Origin of the sequence: Nocardia sp. MDA0666, assembly GCF_003023875.1 — a bacterium.
Lineage (GTDB): Bacteria > Actinomycetota > Actinomycetes > Mycobacteriales > Mycobacteriaceae > Nocardia > Nocardia aobensis.
Map to the genome: position 1 here is coordinate 1 of NZ_PYHT01000029.1, position 20,688 is coordinate 20,688.

General features: G+C 67.7%; 20 protein-coding genes and 2 pseudogenes. 7 read left to right on the top strand and 15 right to left on the bottom strand.

Annotated features, from left to right (window positions below; genetic code table 11):
* The 3 genes and pseudogenes from C8258_RS33405 to C8258_RS28220 all read right to left on the bottom strand — a co-directional run.
* Positions 1 to 188, bottom strand: a pseudogene (locus C8258_RS33405) (MFS transporter); the annotation flags it as partial.
* 86 nt (positions 189 to 274) lie between these two features.
* Positions 275 to 1,114 carry a DUF72 domain-containing protein gene (locus C8258_RS28215; protein ID WP_106957809.1) on the bottom strand — a complete coding sequence of 280 codons (840 nt, stop codon included), beginning with the start codon at positions 1,112 to 1,114 and terminating at the stop codon, positions 275 to 277.
* 44 nt (positions 1,115 to 1,158) lie between these two features.
* Complete coding sequence (locus C8258_RS28220; protein WP_106957752.1) at positions 1,159 to 2,673, bottom strand: hypothetical protein; 1,515 nt, start codon at positions 2,671 to 2,673, stop codon at positions 1,159 to 1,161.
* 221 nt (positions 2,674 to 2,894) lie between these two features.
* Here C8258_RS28220 and C8258_RS28225 point away from each other — a divergent pair, with 221 nt between their 5' ends.
* On the top strand, positions 2,895 to 4,061 hold the full coding sequence (locus C8258_RS28225; RefSeq protein ID WP_106957753.1) for a thiolase family protein: 1,167 nt from the start codon (positions 2,895 to 2,897) through the stop codon (positions 4,059 to 4,061).
* Between the two features lie 54 nt (positions 4,062 to 4,115).
* On the opposite strand, the gene C8258_RS28230 is transcribed toward C8258_RS28225, so the two are convergent.
* The 3 genes from C8258_RS28230 to C8258_RS28240 form a co-directional block, all read right to left on the bottom strand.
* A complete protein-coding gene (locus C8258_RS28230; RefSeq protein WP_062963520.1) occupies positions 4,116 to 4,316 on the bottom strand; it encodes a hypothetical protein in 201 nt (66 codons plus the stop codon).
* A 162-nt stretch (positions 4,317 to 4,478) separates the two neighbouring features.
* Positions 4,479 to 6,347, bottom strand: a complete 1,869-nt coding sequence (gene fadD32, locus C8258_RS28235; RefSeq protein WP_199195880.1) for a long-chain-fatty-acid--AMP ligase FadD32 — start codon at positions 6,345 to 6,347, stop codon at positions 4,479 to 4,481.
* Between the two features lie 96 nt (positions 6,348 to 6,443).
* Positions 6,444 to 7,688, bottom strand: a complete 1,245-nt coding sequence (locus C8258_RS28240) for a KasA/KasB family beta-ketoacyl-ACP synthase (RefSeq protein WP_106957754.1) — start codon at positions 7,686 to 7,688, stop codon at positions 6,444 to 6,446.
* 217 nt (positions 7,689 to 7,905) lie between these two features.
* Here C8258_RS28240 and C8258_RS28245 point away from each other — a divergent pair, with 217 nt between their 5' ends.
* Together C8258_RS28245 and C8258_RS32710 are read left to right on the top strand one after the other, a co-directional pair.
* On the top strand, positions 7,906 to 8,904 hold the full coding sequence (locus C8258_RS28245) for an acyl-ACP desaturase (protein ID WP_106957755.1): 999 nt from the start codon (positions 7,906 to 7,908) through the stop codon (positions 8,902 to 8,904).
* A gap of 118 nt (positions 8,905 to 9,022) precedes the next feature.
* The gene (locus C8258_RS32710; RefSeq protein ID WP_156055668.1) at positions 9,023 to 9,196 is read left to right on the top strand and encodes a hypothetical protein; all 174 of its coding nucleotides are present in this window, start codon (positions 9,023 to 9,025) and stop codon (positions 9,194 to 9,196) included.
* Positions 9,197 to 9,221: 25 nt separating this feature from the next.
* Here the strand turns inward: C8258_RS32710 and C8258_RS28250 are convergent, their stop codons facing one another.
* Complete coding sequence (locus C8258_RS28250) at positions 9,222 to 9,926, bottom strand: VIT family protein (RefSeq protein ID WP_106957756.1); 705 nt, start codon at positions 9,924 to 9,926, stop codon at positions 9,222 to 9,224.
* Positions 9,927 to 10,301: 375 nt separating this feature from the next.
* Here C8258_RS28250 and C8258_RS33410 point away from each other — a divergent pair, with 375 nt between their 5' ends.
* The gene (locus C8258_RS33410; RefSeq protein WP_030516063.1) at positions 10,302 to 10,679 is read left to right on the top strand and encodes a hypothetical protein; all 378 of its coding nucleotides are present in this window, start codon (positions 10,302 to 10,304) and stop codon (positions 10,677 to 10,679) included.
* Between the two features lie 3 nt (positions 10,680 to 10,682).
* On the opposite strand, the pseudogene C8258_RS33415 reads toward C8258_RS33410, so the two are convergent.
* The 3 genes and pseudogenes from C8258_RS33415 to C8258_RS28270 all read right to left on the bottom strand — a co-directional run.
* A pseudogene (locus C8258_RS33415) lies at positions 10,683 to 10,973 on the bottom strand (Ada metal-binding domain-containing protein); the annotation flags it as partial.
* Entirely contained in the window at positions 10,966 to 11,718 is a 753-nt protein-coding gene (locus C8258_RS28265) for a 2OG-Fe(II) oxygenase (protein ID WP_106957757.1), read from the bottom strand. The gene C8258_RS28265 and the pseudogene C8258_RS33415, both read right to left, overlap by 8 nt.
* Positions 11,708 to 12,193 carry a methylated-DNA--[protein]-cysteine S-methyltransferase gene (locus C8258_RS28270; RefSeq protein WP_106957758.1) on the bottom strand — a complete coding sequence of 162 codons (486 nt, stop codon included), beginning with the start codon at positions 12,191 to 12,193 and terminating at the stop codon, positions 11,708 to 11,710. Before C8258_RS28270 ends, C8258_RS28265 begins: the two co-directional genes overlap by 11 nt.
* Positions 12,194 to 12,343: 150 nt before the next feature.
* Between C8258_RS28270 and C8258_RS28275 the strand changes: the two genes are divergently transcribed.
* Positions 12,344 to 12,766, top strand: coding sequence for a PPOX class F420-dependent oxidoreductase (locus tag C8258_RS28275; RefSeq protein WP_106957759.1), 423 nt, complete (start codon positions 12,344 to 12,346; stop codon positions 12,764 to 12,766).
* A 22-nt stretch (positions 12,767 to 12,788) separates the two neighbouring features.
* Here C8258_RS28275 and C8258_RS28280 read toward each other — a convergent pair whose 3' ends face one another.
* Positions 12,789 to 14,261: an NAD(P)/FAD-dependent oxidoreductase gene (locus tag C8258_RS28280; RefSeq protein WP_106957760.1), complete on the bottom strand. Its 1,473-nt coding sequence runs from the start codon at positions 14,259 to 14,261 to the stop codon at positions 12,789 to 12,791.
* 9 nt (positions 14,262 to 14,270) lie between these two features.
* Between C8258_RS28280 and C8258_RS28285 the strand changes: the two genes are divergently transcribed.
* Positions 14,271 to 15,338: an AraC family transcriptional regulator gene (locus tag C8258_RS28285; RefSeq protein WP_233225398.1), complete on the top strand. Its 1,068-nt coding sequence runs from the start codon at positions 14,271 to 14,273 to the stop codon at positions 15,336 to 15,338.
* 13 nt (positions 15,339 to 15,351) lie between these two features.
* Here C8258_RS28285 and C8258_RS28290 read toward each other — a convergent pair whose 3' ends face one another.
* Positions 15,352 to 15,834 (bottom strand): nuclear transport factor 2 family protein, encoded by a 483-nt coding sequence (locus C8258_RS28290; RefSeq protein WP_106957812.1) that lies wholly within the window; start codon positions 15,832 to 15,834, stop codon positions 15,352 to 15,354.
* Between the two features lie 104 nt (positions 15,835 to 15,938).
* Positions 15,939 to 16,709, bottom strand: coding sequence for an SDR family NAD(P)-dependent oxidoreductase (locus C8258_RS28295; protein ID WP_036498754.1), 771 nt, complete (start codon positions 16,707 to 16,709; stop codon positions 15,939 to 15,941).
* Between the two features lie 113 nt (positions 16,710 to 16,822).
* Here C8258_RS28295 and C8258_RS28300 point away from each other — a divergent pair, with 113 nt between their 5' ends.
* On the top strand, positions 16,823 to 17,539 hold the full coding sequence (locus tag C8258_RS28300; protein WP_106957761.1) for a TetR/AcrR family transcriptional regulator: 717 nt from the start codon (positions 16,823 to 16,825) through the stop codon (positions 17,537 to 17,539).
* Positions 17,540 to 17,612: 73 nt separating this feature from the next.
* On the opposite strand, the gene C8258_RS28305 is transcribed toward C8258_RS28300, so the two are convergent.
* Positions 17,613 to 18,023, bottom strand: a complete 411-nt coding sequence (locus C8258_RS28305) for a DUF1801 domain-containing protein (RefSeq protein ID WP_199195882.1) — start codon at positions 18,021 to 18,023, stop codon at positions 17,613 to 17,615.
* Positions 18,024 to 18,037: 14 nt separating this feature from the next.
* Positions 18,038 to 20,587, bottom strand: a complete 2,550-nt coding sequence (locus C8258_RS28310; protein ID WP_106957762.1) for an ATP-dependent Clp protease ATP-binding subunit — start codon at positions 20,585 to 20,587, stop codon at positions 18,038 to 18,040.
* Between the last annotated feature and the right edge of the window lie 101 nt (positions 20,588 to 20,688).

Sequence of the window (20,688 nt, forward strand, 5' to 3'; positions counted from 1 at the left end):
TCGAAACCATGCAAACTATTCGCGATCCGAACGATCGCCACACTCACAATATTCTGATCCAGCGCCGCCAAGAACATCCCCAGCAACAAACCGGACAAAATAGTCAAAATCTGCCGATGCGACAGAGTGCTCGGCGCGGGGCCCGAGGCCGGCTGCGCCGCCGGCTCCCGGGTGGTCGAAGTGGTCATATTTCCAAGCCCTGTTTCGGTTCGGCCGTGGATGGTGGAGTTGATTCGAAGCGTATACAGAGGGCGTACGGCGGTCGTTCATTTCCTCAGAACAAGGTCATCGGCTCGATCGGCGCCGGATCCATAAGGGCCGGAAGCTCCGCGCCGCCGGACCGCACGTCATCGTAGAACCGCCGGGCCAGCAGTAACGAATCCGCATTGTCCGGAGTGTGAACGAAGACCGTCGGTGACCGTCCCTCGCGCAACCACTCGACGACGAGATCGCGCCACGGCCGCCAGCCGGCGACGGTCGCCTCGATATCGTCGTTGCCGTGATACCGCACGATCGGATATTCGGTCAGTGCGCGTAAGCGGCGCGGCAGCCGCGGCTTCTTCGCGCTCGCCTCGTATTCGCCGGGACTGCGCGGCGGCGCGGCGAACAGGGTGGTGGTGTCGAACGGAATCCATTCGGCGCCAACGCGTTCCAGCACGTACTCCAACCGGCCGGCGGCCTCGGGGTCGGCGAAGAAGGCGCGGTGGCGCACCTCGACCGCGCAGCGATACCGGCGCGGCAGGCGGTGCAGCAGTCCGGCGAGCACGCCGAGATCGTCCGGCCCGAACGAGGCCGGCAATTGCGCCCACAGCGCGTGAATGCGCGGCCCGAGTGGTTCGACCGCGCGCAGGAATTCCGCCAATTCTGTTTCCGCACCACGCATCCGGCGCTCGTGGGTGATGGTTCTGGGCAGCTTCAGCACGAAGCGGAAGTCCTCGGGTGTCTGATCCACCCACGACCGCACGGTGGCCGGAGTCGGCGTCGCGTAGAAGGTGGTGTTGCCCTCCACCGCGGTGCAGTACCGGGCATACCCGCCCAGGCGCCGTCGCGAATCCGGCTGATACGCGCGCCACGCCTCGTGCGTCCACTGCGCGCATCCGACCGAGAGTGTCATGGTGTCGACGGTATCCGCCGGCGGTGACAACACCGCGCGGCGGATCAGCTCTGCGGTGCGCCGCCGCGGAAGAACAGGATCTGGTCGCCGTAGTCGGCCAGGGCACGCGCCTGCCCGGCCTGCCGGATACCGCTGGCGGGCAGGTTGGTCAGTTTGGCGAACATGCCGGAGTTGCCGAACGCCGCGCGGACCTGGGTTTCGGAGGCGTAGTCGGCGCCGTAGTCGGCGAGCATCGCGAAATCCAACGGCGCCAGCGGTTCGTCCAGCGGCTCCTGCCCGGCCGGTCGCCCCAGGGCGGCGAACTGCCGGGCGGCACCGTCGGCGTACCAGCACAATTCGTAGGTCAGATTCTCGATGGTGTTGACCGCGAGCACCGGCCACTGCCGCGAAAGCCGCAGCGCCAGAGGATTTTTGCCGGTGGGGGCGAGTTCCCAGAACAGGCTCAGCACATGCACCCAGCTGCCCGCGCGCTGCAGCAGCACCACGTCGTCACCGAGGTTCGGAGCGGCGTTGAGGGCGGGATCGGGCATATGCCAATGGGTTTCGCCGACTCCGGCGAAGGCACTGCTGTCCACCGGATGCGCGCCGTCGGCGGCATAGGCCTCGATCACCGCCGCGCGCACCCGGGCCACGGCGTCGGCGGCGGCGCAGCGCACACTCAACGCACCGTAGGAAGTCGCGATCTCCATCGGCTTGGACGGCGGGTCCGCCAGCGCACCGGCGGCGAGGGGTTTGAGCCCGACCAGGCCGAGCTTCCAGTTGATCTCCTCGATCGTGGTCAGATCACCGGCGGTTTGGTACAGAATCTGCTGCTGGGTGAGATATCCGGCCCGCTCGAGCGTCGGACATTCCAACTTCACCAGGGCGGCATGGGTTTTGCTGGTGAACTCGAGTTCGTCGATCGAGGTCTCCCGCAGCCGGGTCGTCATCTCCGGCGTGGTCCACGCGGAATACCGTTCGCGATAGGTCGCCAGCGCCTGCTTGCGCCCGCGGCCGATCATCAGCGTGCGCAGCAGCATGTTCAGGCTGGCCAGATAGCGCCCCGCCTGATCGGGATTGGCGGCGAACAGGCCCGCGCGGATGCGCACCGCCTCGGCACTGGCCGCCACCGCCGACTCCGGATCCAGCCGGCACAGCCACACCCCGCATTTGGACAGACCGTCGGCGCACACCCCGGCCGCCATCGGATAGTTCTGCGCCACTTGGTGATACGCGTCGCAGGCCTGGCGGATTGTCGCGGTGGCCAGTTCACGATGGCCGATGGTGCGGGCGGCCTGTTCGAACAGTCGCAGGGCCTCGGTGACCTGCCCGGCGAATTGCGCGGTCACATGACCGGCGGTCAGCCAGTGCAACCGGATCAGCACCGCCTCCTGGGCGGGTTCCAGCGCGGCGGGCGCGCGGTCGCGGTCGGCGCCCTCGGCCTTGGTGTCCAGGCAGGCCCTGGCCAGTTCGCACAGCGACGTCGCCAGGCGCAGTTCGGCCTCGGCCGAACGTTCCTGGGCGGCGGCCCGTCTGTGGTCGGCCACCTGCTGTTCGATCGCGCTCAGCGCACTCGCCATCCCAACTCCCGCATCACCTTCCGCATACGGTCGTCGACCGGCCGCATCGTGCCGTGCCGAGTCTGCCACATCCGGGGACCGCGCAGCAGCCGACGACGCCCGCGAGCCGCGCCGCCGCCGGGCCGCGGAGGCCCGGCAAACCGAGCCCACTCTCGGAAAAGAAGCGAATCGGTGTTAACTTATGGAAGAACCTCTAGTAACTTTGATCGATCGGAGTGGCTATGACCACGGCAGTCGTCGTCGATGTCGTCCGGACCCCGTCCGGTAAGGGAAAAACCGGTGGCGGCCTGTCCCAGGTCCACCCGGCCACCTTGCTGGCCGGAGTGCTGTCCGACCTGGTCGCACGGAACGACCTGGATCCGGCGCTGGTCGACGACGTGATCGCCGGCTGTGTGACCCAGAGCGGGGAACAGGCGTTCAACATCGCCCGCACGGCGGTGCTCGCGGCCGGATTCCCGGAGGCCGTTCCCGCCACCACGGTGGACCGCCAGTGCGGCTCCAGCCAGCAGGCCGCGCACTTCGCCGCGCAGGGCGTGATCGCCGGCGCCTACGACATCGCCATCGCCTGCGGAGTGGAGTCGATGTCGCGGGTCCCGATGTTCTCCAACGGCCAGGGCGCCGATGCCAATCGCGGCCCGATCGCCCATCGCTACCCCGAAGGTCTTGTGCAGCAGGGTATTTCGGCCGAAGTGATCGCCGCACGCTGGAAGTTCGACCGCGCCGCCCTGGACGAATTCGCAGCTCGGTCGCACCGGCTGGCCGCCGAAACCGCCGCGGCGGGCGGATTCGATCGCGAGATCGTCGCGGCCGGAACCTTGCAGGCCGACGAGACCATTCGGCCGAGCACCACCGTCGAGGGCCTGGCCGGTCTGCGTCCCGCCTTCGCCGACGACCGGTATCTGGCCCGCTTCCCGGAGATCGAGTGGTCCATCACGCCGGGCAACTCCTCCCCGCTCACCGACGGCGCCTCCGCGGCCCTGATCATGAGCGAGGAGAAGGCCGCCGCCCTCGGCCTGCGCCCGCGCGCCCGCTTCCACTCGTTCGCCGTCACCGGCGACGACCCGCTGCTGATGCTGACCGCGGTCGTCCCCGCTACCGAGAAGGTGCTGGCCCGTGGCGGACTGTCGATCGACGACATCGACGCCTACGAGGTGAACGAGGCCTTCGCGCCCGTCCCGCTGGTGTGGGCGCGCGAACTGAACGCCGACCCGGCCAGGCTGAACCCCCGCGGCGGCGCCATCGCGCTGGGGCATCCGCTCGGCGCCTCCGGCGTCCGCATCCTCGCGACGCTGGTCAACCACCTCGAACAGTCGGGCGGCCGCTACGGCCTGATGACGATGTGCGAGGCCGGTGGGCTCGCCAACGCCACCATCATCGAACGGCTCTGAGGATCGATCGGATCACGTGTGCCGGTCGGCGTCCCCGACGCCGACCGACGCACGCTACCCGCGATGCCGGCAACTGTCGGGCACGATATGCCCGGCGGTTACCAGCGCGTCGAACGCCGCCTGCTTGATGCCGCAGCCGTCGGTCGAACAATCGGTGTGCAACTGCATCACCTGGTGGGCACGTTCCACCGTCAACGGCCGGGTGGGCGCCGAATGTGCCATCACCACAATGAGATAATCGGTAGACAACTCCATGACATTGCCCCATATCCGGTTCTACATGTTGATGTAGCTACACGGTAACTCCATAGCGGGCCGTTGCCGACGGACAAGTACCGGACAATCCGGTGCCCAGAGGACATCTCAACGGGCACACGAGGATTGCCTCACCTAATCCACTCGCCCGATCCGCCTCGGCTACTCGTCGGAGACATCCGGGAAGGCCTGCTGCCAGTGGCCGCCACGCAGGGTTCCCGTCAGATACGCGGCCTTACAAGCACGTCGGGCGATCTTGCCGCTCGACGTGCGGGGAATCGATCCGGCCGGCACCAGGAGCAGTTCACGCACCGTTACCCCGTGGCGCGCCGAAATCGCGGCCCGCACTACCTCCGCCACCGGACCCGCGTCGAGTTTGGCTGCGCCACTTCCCCGTTCGGCCACGATCACCAGATGTTCACCGCCGCACCCGGAGGCGGCGAGGTCCGCGGGCAGTTCGTCACCGCGCACCGAGAAGGCGGCCACGAAACCCGGCCGCAGTGCGGTCGACGACTCCTGTGCCGACATCTCCAGATCCTGCGGATAGTGGTTGCGCCCGTCGACGATCACCAGATCCTTGACGCGGCCGGTGATGTACAACTCGCCGTAGTGATACACGCCATAGTCGCCGGTGCTCATCCAATAAGCTTGCGGCGCAGTACCTTCGGCGTGACTGCCAGCAGCCTGCCGGACGCTGAGCCGGTTGTGGAAGGTCGCCTCGGTCTCCTCGGGACGGCCCCAGTAGCCGATGCCCATGTTCTCCCCGTGCAACCAGATCTCCCCGACCCTGTCGTCCGGTAGTTCGGCGCCGTTGTCGTCCACGATCACCGCCCACTGCGACCGCGCCACATATCCGCAGGACACCTGTGCCACGGCGTTTTCCGCATCGGGATCGACCTCGACCAGGTGCCCGGCGTTGAGCCGGGTGCGGTCGGCGTGGACGACCCGTGCGGCGTCCTCGCGCCGGGTGGCCGACACGAACAGGGTGGCCTCCGCCATCCCGTAACACGGTTTGATCGCCGTCTTCGGCAAGCCGTAGGGCATGAATGCATCGTTGAATTTCGCCATCGACGACACCGACACCGGCTCACTGCCGTTGATCAGGCCGATCACATTCGACAGATCGAGGTGCTCCCCCGCCTTCGGCCGCCCCCGCGCGGCGGCATGCTCGAAGGCGAAATTCGGTGCGGCGGCATAGGTTGCGGCGCCGTCGGAGGCGGCGGCCAGCTCCTTGATCCAGCGATAGGGTCGCCGGACGAACGCGCTCGGCGACATGATGGTGATGAACTTGCCGCCGATCGCCGGCAGGATCACACACAGCAGGCCCATATCGTGGAACAGCGGCAACCAGGTGACGCCGCGGGCGGTTTCGTCGATCCCGAGCGCGTCGATCATCTGCAGCAGATTGGTGCCGACCGAGCGGTGCGTGATCTCCACGCCGGCGGGCGTGCGGGTGGAGCCGGAGGTGTACTGCAGATACGCGACGCTGTCGATGGTGATGTCCGGTTGGGTCCAGCCCACGCCGACGCTGTCGGGTATCGCGTCGACCGCGATGATGCGCGGTCGCTGCCCGGCCGGCATACCGCGGAAGAATTCCCGCACCCCGCCCGCCGCGGAACTCGAGGTCAGAATCGCGGTCGGCCGGCAGTCGCCGAGGACGGCGTGCAACCGGTCGGTGTGGCCGGGTTCCTCCGGGTCGAACAGCGGCACAGCGATATTGCCCGCGTACACCGCCGCGAACATCGCCACCACATAGTCCAGGCCCTGCGGCGCCAGCACCGCCACCCGGTCCCGCGGCCGGGTCACCTGCTGCAACCGGGCCGCCACCGCCCGCAACCGCGCACCGAACTGACGCCAGGTGAGCTCGTGGTATTCACCGTCGCGCTCGCGCGAATAGTCGATGTAGCGGTAGGCCAGCTCGTCCCCGTTCGCCGCGCTGTGCTTGTCGACGAAATCGATCAGGGTCGCATCGCCCAGGATGCTGATGTTGCCGTCTTCATCCAGATAGTCATCGAAGGTTTCGCCGATCATTCCCTCATCCTTTTCACGCACGAACGTCACGCACGAACAGTCACGCAGGAACGAAAGCCCGGAGCCCCGCCCTCGGCGGGGCTCCGGCCGGGCAACTCAGTACCGGCCGAAGGTCAACGACACGTTGTGGCCGCCGAATCCGAAGGAATTGTTGACCGCATAGTCGATCCGCCCGGGCCGGGCCTGGCCCTTGACGATGTCCAGATCGACATCCGGATCCTGGTTTTCCAGGTTGAGTGTGGGCGGGACGAGGCTGTCGCGGATCGACAACACCGTGAGCACCGATTCCAGCGCCCCGACGGCGCCGATGGAATGTCCCAGCGCCGATTTCGGTGCGTAGACCGAGGCGTGGCTGCCGACCGCCGCGGCGATGGCGCGAGCCTCCGCGGTATCGCCGATCGGGGTCGCCGTGGCATGCGCGTTCACATGTGCCACATCGGTTTTCGACAATCCTGCGGTCTGCAACGCGCGGGCGATGGCGCGTGCCGCGCCCTTGCCGTCCGGATCCGGCGCCACCAGGTGGAAACCGTCGGAGGTGAGACCGGCGCCGAGCAGCCGGGCGTGCACGGTGGCGCCGCGGGCCCGGGCGTGGTCCTCGGATTCGAGCACCATCATCGCGCCCGCCTCACCGAAGACGAACCCGTCGCGATCGGTGTCGAACGGGCGCGAGGCGCGTTTCGGATCGTCGTTGCGCGTGCTCATCGCGCGCATCATGGTGAAGGCGGCGATCGGCACGGCTTGGATCGACCCCTCCACACCGCCGGTCACGACCACATCGGCATCGCCCATCACGATCATCTTCCACGCGTTGGCGATGGCCTCCGACCCCGAGGAGCACGCCGAAACGGGAGTCGCGATACCGGCTTTGGCGCCCAATTCCAGCCCGACCACCGCGGCCGCGCCGTTGGGCATGATCATCTGCACCGCCAGCGGGCTGACCCGGCGATATCCGCCGTTGGCCATCTTGTCCTTGACGTCGATGAGCGCCTCCACGCCACCCAGCCCGGTGCCGATGGAGACGCCGAGCCGCTCCGGATCGACCTCGGGCGCACCGGCGTTGCGCCACACCTCGCGCCCCAGCACCAGCGCCATCTGCTCGACGTAGGACAGCCGGCGGGTCTCCTCGCGGCTCAGAACGGTGGACGGAACAACCTTGAGGTGACCGCCGATGCGAACCGGAAGTTCGAACTGGTCGATGAAACCGTCGTCGAGTACGTCGATTCCGCTCTCACCGTTCAACAGTCCCTTCCACGTGGAGTCGACATCACCGGCGATGGACGTGGTCGCGGCCAGGCTGGTGACGACGACATCGCGGTAGCGCATACGGCTGGAAACCGTCATTCTCGGCTCACTTTCGACAGGCAACACTGCGGAACAGGGGCAACACTGCGGCGAATACAAGCTGGAGCGACAACGGTGGCGGTGGAGCGGCTACATTAGCGAGGCGAACACGACCGGCGCAGCCCTGAGTGCCACCCGGCAACCCGGTCGTGACTGCACTGTACCGGTTTCTTCCCGCAGCGTCGCACGGCGATCCACAACGAGGAAGGGCAACACCGTGGTCAGGAATCTCACCCAACTCGAGTTGCTGCTGGAACTCGAGCCCGTGGCGGAGAGCAACGTGCATCGACATCTGTCGATGGCGAAGACGTGGCATCCGCACGACTACGTCCCGTGGGACGCGGGGCGCAATTTCGCCGCCCTCGGCGGAACCGATTGGGACCCCGCCCAGTCACGGCTGAGCGAGGTCGCCCGCGCCGCGATGGTGACGAATCTGCTCACCGAGGACAATCTGCCGTCCTACCATCGCGAGATCGCCGAGAACTTCTCCGCCGACGGCGCCTGGGGCACCTGGGTGGGGCGCTGGACGGCCGAGGAGAACCGGCACGGCATAGCGATTCGCGACTATCTGGTCGTCACCCGCGCGGTCGACCCCGTGGCCCTGGAGCGAGCCCGGATGGTCCACATGACCAACGGCTACGACGCGATGAAACTCGTGCGCGAAAGCGACAAGGCCAGCGTGGTGGAGCGGGCCGGCACCGGATTCCTGCACTCGGTCGCCTACGTGACCTTCCAGGAACTGGCCACCCGGGTCTCACACCGCAACACCGGCAAGGTCTGCGAGGATCCGGTCGCCGACCGCATGCTGGCGCGCATCTCCGCGGACGAGAACCTGCACATGATCTTCTACCGCAATATGTGCGCGGCGGCTTTGGATCTGGCGCCCGACCAGGCGTTGGAGGCGATTACCGATATCGTGTGCAATTTCCAGATGCCGGGCGCGGGAATGCCGGATTGGCGGCGCAACGGCGTGCTGATGGCCAAGCACGGAATCTACGATCTGCGCCAGCATCTGGACGACGTGGTGATGCCGGTGTTGCGCAAGTGGAATGTGTTCGATCGCAACGACTTCACCGCACGCGGCGACCGGGCGCGCGATACCCTTGGGGAATTCCTGGAGAAACTGCGAAACGATTGTGCGCGTTTCGAAGAACAGCGTGACCGGGCGCTGGCCCGGGAGGCCCGCAAACGGGACCTGGTCGGCTCCCGGCCGTGAGCGGCGGCGGCGCGGCGGTGTAAGCGACTGCATCCCCGAGCATTTCGATTGGGTTTCGAAAGCGACAGAGCGGCAGAACACATTGCCAGAAAATAGCCGCGGGTGCACACTGGGAGTTATGACCGCTTCACCCCGCGCTGCTCACTCCACGGACCGCGAAACCGTGGCGTTGATCGACGCATCCCATCCCGTCGTGCACGTCGAATTCCGGATCGGCGATCCGCACCGGCAAGCCAAGATGCGCGCGGTCATGGACCGGCTGCGCGTGGGAAACCGGTTCCGGAACCGCTGATTTCGCCTGCCGCCCCGACCGCCCGCTAGACCGCGATCCCGACCAGATGGCCGACCGCATAGGTCGTCGCCATCGCCAGCGCACCGCCCGCCAGCACGCGAATCGTCGCGCGCCGCACCGGCGCCTGCCCGAGCCGGGCACCGACGGCGCCGGTCGCGGCCAGGGCCACCAGAACCGCCGCCGCGGTGACCGGAACCCGGATCGCCGCGGGTACCAGCATGGCCAGCAGCGGCAGCAGGGCGCCGATGGTGAACGCCGTCGCCGACGACAGCGCGGCATGCCACGGGTTGGTCAGCTCGCTCGGGTCGATTCCCAATTCGGCCTCGGCGTGCGCGGCGAACGCGTCCTTGGCGGTCAACTCCTCGGCGACCTTCCACGCGGTGGCCGGCGTCAGCCCCTTGCCCTCGTAGATGGCGGCCAATTCGGCGAGTTCACCCGCCGGGTCCTCGGCGAGTTCGCGCCGTTCCACGGCCAGCACCGCGCGCTCGCTGTCGCGCTGGGTGCTCACCGAGACGTACTCGCCCAGCGCCATCGACACCGCGCCCGCGGCGAGTCCGGCGACGCCCGCGGTGACGATCGCCGACGTCGACGTGGTGGCCGCCGCCACACCCACGACAATCCCTGCGACGGAGACGATTCCGTCGTTGGCACCCAGCACCCCGGCCCGCAGCCAATTCAGTCGCACCGACAAGCCCGGGCCGTGAGTTTCCGGCCGGACCGCACTCTCCATTACCGCCGTATCCGCTTGCACCGGACAAAAATAACTCGGCAGCCTTTTCTCCGCCAGCAAAGAAAGGCTGCCCGAATTTAGGTAAACCATTGCACAGGAAGGTATTCCATACCTTATTTCGAAAAGCGGGAACGCGCACGCGATCAATGGCGGCGGTACCGAATTCCGTTCGTCGCCAAGACTTTCGGGGCCGCCTTCTCGTGAGATCCGGGTGCGCTGCGGCACTGTCCGATTCGCCTCGATCGGCCATCGCGCCCGCACGGTCCCGGCCCGCCCGTGTCGCGCCACCCAGCCTTGGGAGGGCCGGATTGCGGGGTGATTGCGGCCCTCGGCGCTTACACTTTGCGAGACCAACTGGAAAGGGACTGGCGCAGAATGGACGCGGTCGTCACGGAAGTTGCGGTCGAAGGTAAGCGGCTCATCGACGAGGTGTGGCTGGGGCGGATCAGTCGCGAGCAGGCGGTACATCGCTTCGTGCAGGTGGGCGACGGGCTGGTCGAGTTCGACACGGCCGCCGACATCGTCGACGACGGACTGGCCTGGCTCGATTCCCACGCCTCCCGGCTCCGACTACTGGCCTGGTGCTCGTGGCTGGAACTACCGGTCTTCGGCGGCCTCGCCGTGCTCGGCGTGCTGACCGAGGACTATCTGTCCACCGGATTCTCGCTGATCCTGCTGGCCGCCCTGCAGTTGGTGCACCGGCACATCGGTCCGCCCCGGCCGCCGATCCGGCGGCGGCAGCGCAGCATCTGAACGCCCGGACTTCCAGCGCCGATACGCCTCCGGCAGACACCGCGCGCACGGACGATATCCGGCGGCGACGGCGGTGGCCTCGTCGGCGAAGAACACCCGGTATGCGGCGTAATTGCCGCGACGCAGTGCGCGCAGTGCCGCCGGACAGTCCAGCCGCCCGTAGATGCGCTGACGCCGATGGCCGCCGACGGTGCCCGCGATCGGGCTGCGGTACGGCACGGCATCCGCGTCGAGCAGTACGTAATCCCGCGCCGCGATTCCGTCCTCACCACCCGCGCCGCAATCCTCACGCATCGTGGAAAACCAGGCCCAGAGTGTGGCGATGCCCGCTGCGCACCACGCTCACGCCGTGGCGCATGGGCGCGGCCGACCAGCCGCGCGCGGACCGTACGGGGCGTTCCCGGGTGGTGAAGACCAGCCCGTGCCCCTGCGGCAGAGCGACTGCCGCGCCGCGGGATTGGGCGCGCGGGCGTTGTTCGACCATCAGGAATTCGCCGCCGGTGTAGTCCGAGCCGGCGGCATCGAGTCCGATCACCACCTGCAGCGGAAAGATCATGTCGCCGAAGAGGTCTCGATGGAGCGCGTTCCAGTCGCCGGGGCCGTAGCGCAGCAGAATCTGCGCCGAGCGATGCTGCCCGGCCCGGTGGCATTGGGAGATCCAGTCGTCGAGGCCGTCCGGCCACGAACCGGGGCGGCCCAGTCGTTGCGCCCAGTTCCGCGCGATGGGCAGCAGTTTCGGATACAGCGCGGCACGCAACTCGGACACCGCCGCGGGCAGATCGTGGGTGAAGTAGCGGTACTCGCCGGACCCGAAACGGTGGCGCGACATCTCGATGGTGGAGCGGAAGCGGTCGTCCTCGGTGTACAGCGCCGCGAGCGTACGGCACTCGTCGGCGCTCAGCAGGCATCCGCTGAGCGCGTATCCGTGCTCGTCGAGTTCGTCCGCTATCCGCGTCCAGTCCTGCGCATCTACCCGAGCGCCGAACGGCGTCGCGGTGAGCCCCGGACCGGTCGGTGCCGGGCCGGCCTCACGCGGCATGTTCGAGCTCCAGCAGCTGCCGCTTGCGGTCGATCCCGCCCGCATAGCCGGTCAAGCGGCCGTTCGCGCCGATCACCCGATGGCACGGCCGCACGATCAGCACCGGATTGGCGCCGATCGCGGACCCGACGGCCCGCACCGCCGCCCGCGGCGCACCGACCCGGGCGGCGATATCGCCGTAGGTCACCGTGCGGCCGTACGGGATGTCGTCGAGCGCCTGCCACACCCGACGCCGGAATTCACTGCCCTCGACCGCGTAGTCGAGTTCGAAACGGGTGCGCTGCCCGGCGAAGTAGCCGTCGAGCTGGTCGATCACCGAGGCGAACGGTGCGCGATCGTCGATCCAATCAGGTTGCGCTCCACCACCTTTCCCGCCCGCGATGGACAGGGCGGTGAGCGCGACACCGGCCGGGCGCGGCTCGCCGACGAGCATCAGCTCACCGAGCGGGCTCGCCGTCGTCGTGTAGACCGTCATTGCTGATCCTTTCGGTATTCGATCCGTACGCTCCCCAATCTGCCGGAGCCCCGGATCGAATACCGGCGGAAATCAGACATCGCGTCCCGGCCGCGCGGCGGCTGCGGATACCGCGGGAATGAATCGGTTCACGCAGGCGTCGGAGCGGATATGCGACTTCCCGATTCCGCGCGCGAATTCGTCGGCGCCGGCGCCAACGCGACCCTGGTCACCCTGAATGCCGACGGCAGCCCGCAGATGTCCGTCGTCTGGGTGGCGCTGCAGTCGACCCCCGAGGGCGACGAGCTGGTCAGCGCACATCTCGGCGAATATCTGAAGGTGCGCAACGTCCGCCGCGATCCGCGGGTGGCGTTGACCATCGTCTCGGATCAGCCGAGCGAGTTCATGCGCCCGTACCTGTCGGTCACCGGCACCGCGCGCATCGTCGAGGGCGGTGCGCCCGAACTCCTGAAGGAGTTGGCCGCCGTACTGGCCGCACCGGGACTGAACTTCCCGCCCGCAGACGCCCCGCCGGGATTGCTGACCCGCGTACGGATCGACAAGATCGGCGGGGTCGGCCCCTGGGCGAGCTGAACGGACCGGTCCGGCGCCGCGCTCAGGCGTTCGACAGCACCGCTGTGCGCCGGACCGGCTGCAGCGTCTTGTCCAGATTCGTGCGCATGGTCGTGGCCGAATCCAGCAGGTAGTTCTGGCGCACCTTCCACGGATGCCGGTCGCCCTGCCGCGGGAAGTCGCCGATGGACCGCTGGATATAGCCCGAGGCGAGGTCGAGCAGCGGATGTTCGGTGAGCTCGGCCTGCGGCTGCGGCACCACCGCCTCGTATCCGCGCCGGTCCATATGGGCGATCACCTTGCACACCAGCCGCGAGGTCAGGTCGGCGCGCAGCGTCCACGACGCGTTCGTGTAGCCGATGCAGACCGCGAAGTTGGGGACGCCGGTGAGCATCGTGCCCTGCCAGACGAACCGGTCGGACAGGTTCACCGGCTCACCGTCGACCTCCAGCGTGATGCCGCCGAAGGCGAGCAGCTTCAGACCGGTCGCCGAGATGACGATGTCGGCGGGCAACACCCGGCCCGACTTCAGGCGGATGCCCTCGGGCACGAAGGTGTCGATGTGATCGGTGACCACCTCGGCCTTGCCCTTGCGCATCGCCTTGAAGAAATCGGCGTCCGGCACCGCGCACAGCCGCTGATCCCACGGGTTGTACTCCGGGGTGAAATGTTCGGCGACCAGCTTCTCGTCCTTGAGAATGCGAGTGGTCAGCCCGGTCAGCAGCTTGCGCGCGGCCTGCGGGCGACGCCGGCAGTACTGGTAGAAACCGACGTTGAACAGGATGTTCTTGGTGCGGATCACCCGGTGCGCCAAGCCCGCCGGCAGCAGTTCCCGAATCTTGTCGGCCTGCTTGTCCCGGCCGGGGACCGCGGAGATCCAGGTCGGCGAACGCTGCAGCATGGTCACCCGCTCGGCCTCTTCGGCCATCGCCGGAACCAGCGTCACGGCGGTTGCACCGCTGCCGATGACCACGACCTTCTTGCCGGCGTAGTCGAGATCCTCCGGCCAGAACTGCGGATGCACCATGGTGCCGGAAAACGTTTCCACGCCCGGGAATTCGGGGGCGTGCCCCTGGTCATAGTTGTAGTAGCCGGAGCACGAATAGAGGAAGCGACAGCTCAGAGTGCGCTCCGCATCGCCCTGCCGCACGGTCAGCGTCCAGCGCGATTCGGCGCTGGACCATTGTGCCGCAACGACTTTGGTGCCGTAGCGAATATGCTTGTCGATCCCGTGGCGGCGCGCCGTCTCGGTGATGTAGCGCAGAATCGAGGGACCGTCGGCGATCGATTTGGCATCGCGCCACGGCTCGAACGGGTAGCCGAGGGTGAACATATCCGAATCGGACCGGATGCCGGGGTATCGGAACAGGTCCCAGGTGCCGCCCAGCGCCTCGCGCGCCTCGAGAATCGCATAGGACTTTCCGGGCAATTCCGTCTGCACGCGGTAACCGGCGCCGATTCCGGACAGACCGGCGCCCACGATGACGACATCGACATATTCACCAGCTGCGGTCATGGTTCCAGTGTGCTGGTTCCTTCCCCGGCGTTCTTGACTTTGCACGACAAGTATTTGATTCTGGACGACATGTCGGTGATCCGCTCGGCCGGTTTGCGTGGTTTCCGCGCGACCGTGGCCGAACTCGGGGGAAATGCGGAGGAATACGCGGCCGCCGCCGGATACCCGATCGCCGCCCTGGACGCCGACGACCTGCTGGTCTCCGACGAGGCGATGGCCCTGGTGCTGGAGATCGCCGCCGACCGGCTGCGGTGTCCCGATCTGGGCCTGCGGATCGCCGCCCGGCAGGACCTCGGCATGCTGGGACCGCTCGCGCTGGCCATCCGCAGCTCCCCCACCCTGGCCGACGCGCTGGAGTGCACCTCGCGCTACCTGTTCGTGCACGCCCGCTCGCTGAGCCTGACGATCGAACCGGATCCCTACGGCGACCGCGGTGTGACGGCCCTGCGCTACGGCGTCGAACCCGGATTTCCGCAACCCGTCCAGGGCACCGACCTGGGCCTGGGATTCCTGCATCGCACATTGATCCGGCTGGTGGAAGGCCCATACGGGTTACGCTCGGTGGAGCTGCCGTACCGCCCGCCGGGTTCGCGCGCGACCTACGAGAACTTCTTCGGCGTCCCGGTGCGCTTCGAGCGACCGGCGGCGATGCTGCGGCTGCCGAGCAACCTCACCTCGCGGGCCATCGCGGGCGGCGATGCGAATCTGCGCCGACTGGCGGTGGCGTTCCTGGCCGAACAGGCCGGCGACACCGGCGCCTCCACCGTGCCGGGGGTGCGGGCCGCCGTGCAGCAACTGCTGGGTACGACCGCCCCGCAGATCGACTCGGTGGCGAGGCTTCTGACGATCCATCCGCGCACCCTGCAGCGCCGCCTGGCGGCCGAGCACACGAGCTTCGCCGCCATCGTCGACGATGTGCGCCGCAGTGAGGCGCGGCGCTATCTGACCACGACGGATCTGCCGATGAGCCAGATCGCCTCACTGCTCGGCCTCGCGGAACAGGCCACCCTCACCCGCTGCGCGCGCCGCTGGTGGGACAGCACTCCCACCGCGATCCGGCGCACCGCCCGGGCCTGAGCGGCCGGTCGGCTCAGTGCGTGACGCTCGGATCCCAGCGGCTGGCGGTGATGGTGAAGCCCTGGATCGAGGCGAGCGGAATCATGGCCTCGTAGTTGCGCTGATATCCGGTGCTCGTGATGCGCCAGCGGCCGTCGGATTCCCGGCGATAGGTGTCGCGGTAGTACGCGGCGCCGCGAATCATGATCCCGTGCTCGGGGACGATGACCGTATCCTCCAGACACCAACTGCCGGAGGCGGAGTCACCGTCCACCGCGATCTCGGGGTGACTGCACACGTGCGAGGTGATCATGGTGCCGGACATCGCGCCGCTGAGATAGCCGACGATGGCGTCGCGTCCCTGGAACTGCAGCGGTTTACCGCCCGAGGGCGAGCCGTAGTCGGCCACCGCGTCCGCGGCGAGGGTATCGGCGAACTCGTCCCACTCCCGCAGATCCAGCGTCCGCAGATAGCGGTATTTCAACGCACGAATCTCTTCCAACGCAACCAGATCCATCGCGGTCACCTCCTGGTATCGGCCCCGCCAGCACAATAGAACAGGTTTCTGTTTCGGTCCGGGCTTTCCCGTTGACCGGGACGGCCCGGACCGATTCGGGCCGATCAGGCGTGGGTGCCGCCGTCGATGCGCACCTCGGTGCCGGTGATGAAGGCGCCGTCGTCGGAGGCGAGCATGGCCACCACGCCGGCGACCGTGTCGGGCGAGGCGAAACCCTGGCCGAGCATCGGCATCAGCTTGGTGAACAGCGAGAAATCGGCGTCCTCGGGCAGGCCCGGGCCGCGGCCGTCGGTCATATCGCTCGAGATCGAGCCGGGCGCCACGGCCACCGCGCGCAGGTTCTGCTTGGAGTATTCCGAGGCCAGCGCGTGTGTCATGGACATGATGCCGCCCTTGGACGCGGCGTAGGCGGCCATGTACGGGTGCGCGAAGTAGGTGGAGGTGGAGGCGAAGTTCACGATGACACCGCGGCCGCTGTCCAGCAGCGCCGGCAGCGATTCGCGAATCATCAGGAAGGTGCCCGTGAGGTTGGTGGTGATGATGCGGTTCCAATCGGCCAGCGGCATCTCGTGGGTGTGCGCCGAGCGGAGAATGCCGGCGGCGTTGACCAGCGCGTCCAGCCCGCCCAGGGTTTCCACGGCCTTGGCTACCCCGGCCTGCACCGAGGACTCGTCGGAGATGTCGATCGTGACGGTGGTCAGCCGATCGGCGCTGCCCTTCTCGGCCGCCTGTTTCGCGGTTTCGGCCAGGCCCGCCTCGCTGACGTCGGCGGCCACCACGGTGCCGCCCTCGGACAGGATGCGATGCACGGTGGCGCGGCCGATACCGGATCCGGCGCCGGTGATCAGAACTCGGCGATCTGCGAAACGCTCCATTGCGAAACTCTCCTCAACTGCGATTTTCCCGTTCGATTGACACACTACGCCTGAGTGGCATGTTGTGCCAGAGTGACAAATCGCGCTTAGACTGTGCGGACAGGAGGTGACTCATGCCCGAGTCGAGAACCGGCCCGTCCGCCACCGCATCGCCGCGGCCGAATCTGGCCCAGCGGCGCAAGTCGGCGACCCGGATGGAGATCGCCCACACCGCCGCCCGCCTGTTCGCCGAGCGTGGTACCGCGGCGGTCACCGCCGAGCAGATCGCCGCCGCCTCCGGTGTCGGCCTGCGCACCTTCTATCGCTATTGCCGTACCAAAGAGGATGCCGTGGAACCGATGCTGTCGGCGGGTGCGTCTCGCTGGCTGGACATCCTCGGCGACGGACCGGACCGGTTGCCTACCATCGCGGAACTGGAAATCGCCGCGATCCGCGCCCTGACCGTGGTGGACCGCGACGAACTCGACATCACCCGCGGCCTGTTGCGCGCGATGGCCGACGATACGGCCCTGCGCGCGGTCTGGTTCCGGGTCAATCTCACCGGCGAGCACGCCCTGCTCGAGCTGCTGACGAAACTTTCCCCGGACACCGATCCACTGCGCCTGCGCACGCTGGCCGCCGCGGCCGCCGGCGCGATCCGCATCGGACTGGAGCAATGGGCCGACGACGACAGCCCGGCGCACTCGCCGGCACCGGTCGGCGAGCTCGACGAAATACCTTCGACCGCACCGCGATCCGGCGGACCCGCTCCCCTGGTGGTCAGATGTATGCGCGAACTCACCGCCGGCGTCTATGCGCAAGCTCCTACGGATACGACGGCGTCGGGCTGAGGGTCGCGTCGGCGCCGGCCCGTGCGATCCGCCGCCGACGACGATCAACCGCCCTCTGCCGGACCCTCTCCGATCAATCCGCCGGTGCCGCATCGCGTTTCAGCTTGCGCCAACCGCCCGCGCGATTGTTCGCGATGATCTGCCGCAGCATCGCCGACAGCGCGGGAGCGTCGACCTTCTCGCCCTCGCGAATCCCCACGGTGCGTGCCGTCGTGTTGTCGTGACCGCCGGTGATGATGCCCGCCGGATCGGGCACGATCGCACCGTCGTAGAGGAAGACGTCGACGTGCGTCTTCGTCGCCAGCAGCGCGCAGATGTTGCCGTCGAGCACGAAATACGGTCGTACCCCGCGCTTGACGGTCTCCGTCACCTCCGGGTCGGCGGCGTGGACGAGTTCGCGCACCTCGCGGCAGATGTCGCGCTGCCAGGCCGGTAGCGCGTCGACGTAGGCGTCGACGCGCGGGTCGGCCACGTAGCTCACCACCGGCTTCTCCCGGATCAGCTCTTCCCGGATTTCGCTCCGGACTTCTTCTCCGACTTGGCTTCCGCCTTGCCGTTCGCCTTCTTCCCCTTCGGCTTCTGGCCGTTCGCCGAGGCGTCGAGGGAGCGTTCGGCTCCGGAGCCGGCCACCGCGGCGACGATCAGTCCGGACTCGTCGGCGTCGACGCGTACGGTGTCGCCCGGGTTCAGCTCGCCACCGAGTACCAGCCGGGACACCTGATTCTCCAGCTGCTTCTGTACCGTCCGGCGAAGTGGGCGGGCACCGAATTCGGGCTGATATCCGTTCTCGGACAGCCAATCCCGCGCCGCGTCGGTGACGTCGAGCTCGATGTCCTGAGCGCGCAGGCGGCGACGGGGGCCGTCGAGAACCAGATCGACGATGCGGCGCAACTGTTCCTGGTCGAGCCGATGGAACACGATGGTCTCGTCGATGCGGTTGAGGAATTCCGGCCGGAAATGCTGTTGCAGCCGTTCCATCAGCCGCGGGGTGATGGCGTCGAGCTCCGCCGAGGTGGCCTTCAGGATCAGATCCGAACCGATATTGCTGGTCATGATCACGATGGTGTTCTTGAAATCGACGGTGCGACCCTTGGCGTCGGTGACGCGCCCGTCGTCGAGCAACTGCAGCAGCACGTTGAACACGTCCGGATGGGCCTTCTCCACCTCGTCGAACAGGATCACCGAATACGGTTGGCGGCGCACCTTGTCGGTGAGCTGTGCGGCATCCTCGTAGCCCACATATCCGGGCGGTGCGCCGACCAGCCGGGACACCGTGTGCTTCTCCTGGAATTCGCTCATGTCGAACCGGATCAGCCGGTCCTCGTCGCCGAATACCGCCTCCGCCAAGGCTTTCGCCAATTCGGTCTTGCCGACACCGGTCGGGCCGAGGAACAGGAACGAGCCGATCGGGCGGTTCGGATCCTTCATCCCGGCCCGGGCGCGGCGCACCGCCTCGGCGACCGCCACGATCGCCTCCTCCTGCCCGATCACCCGCTTGTGCAGCACGTCCTCCAACTGCAGCAGGCGCTGCCGTTCCTCGACGGTCAACTCCGACACCGGAATTCCGGTCTGCTTGGACACCACCTCGGCGATGTCGTCGAGCGTGACCGTCGGCGCCTCGTCGGCGGTGATGTGGCCGACCCGCTCCTCGGCGGCGGTGATCTCGCCCTTGAGTTCGTCCGCGCGCGCGTAGTCCTCGCCCGCGACCGCGGCATCCTTCTCCCGTTCGAGGCGCGACAATTCCTCCTGTGCCGCACGCAGATCCGGGCCCGGCATGCGGGTGCGCAACCGGACCCGGGCGCCGGCCTGGTCGACCAGATCGATCGCCTTGTCGGGCATGAACCGGTCGGTGATGTAGCGGTCCGAGAGCTCCGCCGCGGCGACCAATGCCTCGTCGTCGTAGTGCACCTGATGGTGTTCCTCGTAGACGTCGCTGAGTCCGCGCAGGATTTCGATGGTGTCGGCGACCGACGGTTCGGGGACCAGCACCGGCTGGAAGCGGCGCTCCAGGGCGGCGTCCTTCTCGATGTAGCGCCGGTATTCGTCGATGGTGGTGGCGCCGATGGCATGGAGTTCGCCGCGGGCCAGCGCCGGCTTGAGCAGGTTGCCGGCGTCCATCGAACCCTCGCCGCCGGTGCCGGCGCCCACGATGGTGTGCAGCTCGTCGATGAACAGCACCAGTTCGTCGGAGTGCTCGCGGACCTCGTCGAGAATCTTGGTCAGCCGCTCCTCGAATTCGCCGCGATATTTACTGCCCGCCACCAGCGAGCCCACATCGAGGGCGACCACCCGTCGATCGGCCAGCGTGCTGGGCACATCGCCGTTGACGATGCGCTGCGCCAGACCCTCGACGATCGCGGTCTTGCCGACACCGGGATCGCCGATGAGCACCGGATTGTTCTTCCGCCGCCGGGACAGGATTTCCACGGTCTGCTCGATCTCCTCGGCGCGGCCGACGACCGGGTCGACCTTGCCCGCGCGGGCCTCGGCGGTCAGATCCCGGCCGTATTCGTCGAGCGTCGGAGTGTCGGTGGGCTTCTTCTGCCCCTCGGCGACCGGCAGTTTCGCACCCGAAAGAGACTGCGCGGCAGGACTTTCCGGATTGTCGGCGATGCCGAGCAGAATATGTTCCGGGCCGATGTAGCTGGATCCCGCCTCGGCGGCGTTGCGCTGTGCGGTGCGCAGGGCCAGTTTGCTGCCGGGCCCGAGCACCACCTGACCGCCCGCGGTCGCGGTGGCCTCTCCGCTGCCGGCCGCACCCCGCATCTGCGCGGCGACCTTGTCCGGATCCAGGCCCAGCTGGCCGATGATCCCGCGCGACGGCTCGACCTGGGTGGCGGCGTAGAGCAGATGTTCGGCGGTGACCTCCGGATTTCCCCAGTCCTGGGCGGCCGACCGGGCGATCGCGATCAACTCCTTGGCGCTGTCGCTGAGCAGCCGCCCCAGATCGATGCGCTGCACCGGCGGCTGCGCGGCCATACCGGGGCCGAAGAAGCGGTTGAAGAGGTCGTCGAAGGAATTGAACGAACTGGGCCAGGCAGCGGTCATGTCCACACCTCGTATCTCGGAATCTCGTCGTCGCAGCGGCGAGCGAACGGACAGCTACGGTCCGCATCGCCGCACTCACTCGCAGAACCACTCCGAAACGG

Coding starts and splice junctions, on each gene's coding strand:
- C8258_RS28230 (WP_062963520.1), bottom strand. CDS start 4,316: ATGGAGTTGTCTACCGATTATCTCATTGTGGTGATGGCACATTCGGCG.
- C8258_RS28280 (WP_106957760.1), bottom strand. CDS start 14,261: ATGACCGCAGCTGGTGAATATGTCGATGTCGTCATCGTGGGCGCCGGT.
- C8258_RS28225 (WP_106957753.1), top strand. CDS start 2,895: ATGACCACGGCAGTCGTCGTCGATGTCGTCCGGACCCCGTCCGGTAAG.
- C8258_RS32710 (WP_156055668.1), top strand. CDS start 9,023: ATGACCGCTTCACCCCGCGCTGCTCACTCCACGGACCGCGAAACCGTG.
- C8258_RS33410 (WP_030516063.1), top strand. CDS start 10,302: ATGGACGCGGTCGTCACGGAAGTTGCGGTCGAAGGTAAGCGGCTCATC.
- C8258_RS28220 (WP_106957752.1), bottom strand. CDS start 2,673: ATGGCGAGTGCGCTGAGCGCGATCGAACAGCAGGTGGCCGACCACAGA.
- C8258_RS28270 (WP_106957758.1), bottom strand. CDS start 12,193: ATGACGGTCTACACGACGACGGCGAGCCCGCTCGGTGAGCTGATGCTC.
- C8258_RS28240 (WP_106957754.1), bottom strand. CDS start 7,688: ATGACGGTTTCCAGCCGTATGCGCTACCGCGATGTCGTCGTCACCAGC.
- C8258_RS28300 (WP_106957761.1), top strand. CDS start 16,823: ATGCCCGAGTCGAGAACCGGCCCGTCCGCCACCGCATCGCCGCGGCCG.
- C8258_RS28215 (WP_106957809.1), bottom strand. CDS start 1,114: ATGACACTCTCGGTCGGATGCGCGCAGTGGACGCACGAGGCGTGGCGC.
- C8258_RS28310 (WP_106957762.1), bottom strand. CDS start 20,587: ATGACCGCTGCCTGGCCCAGTTCGTTCAATTCCTTCGACGACCTCTTC.
- C8258_RS28275 (WP_106957759.1), top strand. CDS start 12,344: ATGCGACTTCCCGATTCCGCGCGCGAATTCGTCGGCGCCGGCGCCAAC.
- C8258_RS28290 (WP_106957812.1), bottom strand. CDS start 15,834: ATGGATCTGGTTGCGTTGGAAGAGATTCGTGCGTTGAAATACCGCTAT.
- C8258_RS28250 (WP_106957756.1), bottom strand. CDS start 9,926: ATGGAGAGTGCGGTCCGGCCGGAAACTCACGGCCCGGGCTTGTCGGTG.
- C8258_RS28295 (WP_036498754.1), bottom strand. CDS start 16,709: ATGGAGCGTTTCGCAGATCGCCGAGTTCTGATCACCGGCGCCGGATCC.
- fadD32 (WP_199195880.1), bottom strand. CDS start 6,347: ATGATCGGCGAAACCTTCGATGACTATCTGGATGAAGACGGCAACATC.
- C8258_RS28265 (WP_106957757.1), bottom strand. CDS start 11,718: ATGCCGCGTGAGGCCGGCCCGGCACCGACCGGTCCGGGGCTCACCGCG.